This window comes from Cupriavidus numazuensis (assembly GCF_905397435.1).
GTDB classification, from domain to species: domain Bacteria; phylum Pseudomonadota; class Gammaproteobacteria; order Burkholderiales; family Burkholderiaceae; genus Cupriavidus; species Cupriavidus numazuensis.
The window spans coordinates 1-1,566 of record NZ_CAJPVI010000146.1 but is presented as its reverse complement, the minus strand read 5'-3'; the positions used below and the strand labels follow the sequence as shown (position 1 = coordinate 1,566).

1 protein-coding gene is annotated in these 1,566 nt (G+C 59.2%); it reads left to right on the top strand.

Going from position 1 to position 1,566, the window contains the following annotated elements:
• The first annotated feature begins 153 nt into the window (after nucleotides 1-153).
• The gene (locus KHO41_RS40900; RefSeq protein ID WP_211958878.1) at nucleotides 154-1,485 is read left to right on the top strand and encodes an IS701 family transposase; all 1,332 of its coding nucleotides are present in this window, start codon (nucleotides 154-156) and stop codon (nucleotides 1,483-1,485) included.
• Nucleotides 1,486-1,566 lie beyond the last annotated feature (81 nt).

The following is a 1,566-nucleotide window of genomic DNA, read 5'->3' as shown; positions in this document are numbered from 1 at the left end:
CGGCTCATCGGGGTAGTTTCTCGGTTGGGCTGCCGCGATTATCTGGCAGGACATTATCGATTGGAAGGCCGGAAAGCCCGACAGGCTCCTAGTCTTACTGTGTCATAAAAATTGGTGCATTATATGTGCTTCTTCATTTGTAGTGGAGAGTGCATGAGCACCAGCGACAGATTTGCGGAGTACATGAACTACTTGGCTCAGGGGTTGGGGCATGCAGATCGCCGAGCTGGCCTGGAAAGCTATTGCACTGGCCTGATGCTGCCGCTGTCGCGAAAGAGTGTGGAGCCGATGGCCGCACGGGTTGACCCGCTGCGCGCCAGCGCCCGGCATCAATCGCTGCACCACTTCATCTCCAAGTCCGATTGGTCGGATGCGGAATTACTGACGCGCATCCGCGAATGGGTACAGCCGTTGCTGCAAGCGCAAACCGGTCGCTATTGGATCATTGATGACACGGGCTTCCCGAAGAAAGGCAAGCATTCGGTCGGTGTGGCGCGCCAATATTGCGGCCAGCTTGGCAAACAGGACAATTGCCAGGTCGCGGTCAGCCTGTCATTGGCTACGGAGCAAGGCAGCCTCCCCATTGCCTATCAGCTTTATGTCCCGAAGGATTGGGCCGCCGATGAGACTCGCCGCCAGAAGGCCGGCGTGCCAGACGATGTCGCGTTCGCTACCAAGCCGGAGATTGCTCTGGCGCAAGTTCGCGAGGCGATCGCAGCCGGCGTGCCTGCCGGAGTCGTGCTTGCCGACGCCGCGTATGGCGATGAAACGGGGTTTCGCGAAAGCCTGACCGAGTTGGGGCTGCTTTACGCCGTCGGGATTCGGCCCGCGACGACAGTCTGGCCACCGGGCGTCTCGCCACTGCCGGCCAAACCAGCGAGCGGTCCGGGTAGGCCGCCGAAGTTGCTGCGTCGCGCACCGGGCCATGAACCGGTTTCGGCGAAGACTCTGGCGATGGCATTACCCGCGAGTGCTTACCAGGTGGTGACTTGGCGGGAAGGCACCAATACGGCCCTTTCATCGCGATTTGCGGCCGTGCGGGTTCGCGCGGCGCATCGGGACTATTGGCGCAGCACCTTGCGTGACGAAGAGTGGCTGCTGGTTGAGTGGCCGCAGGGCGAAGCGGAGCCAACCAAATACTTCTTGTCCACGGCACCAGCCGATGCGCTGATAGAACAACTGGTGTTCGTGACCAAAATGCGTTGGCGCATTGAGCGCGATTACCAGGACTTGAAACAAGAACTCGGCCTTGGTCACTACGAAGGTCGGGGCTGGCGTGGATTCCACCATCATGCGACGTTGAGCATCGCAGCCTATGGCTTCCTGATGGCCGAGCGACTCACCGCAGACAAGTCCATAGGCAATAAAAAAAACTTCCCCGAATGCCAGATACCTGCGCTTCCCGCGGATTACATCCCCCGTGGCAGCCCTGCGCGCGCAGCGACATGTGAGGAATTCAATCACCACACTCCGTCATCAACTTAGCGTGCATCTGATACGCAGCCTTGGGCTTTGCCCATGTTGCGCGTCTGGCTGATCAATCACATTTATGACACAGTAGTACTA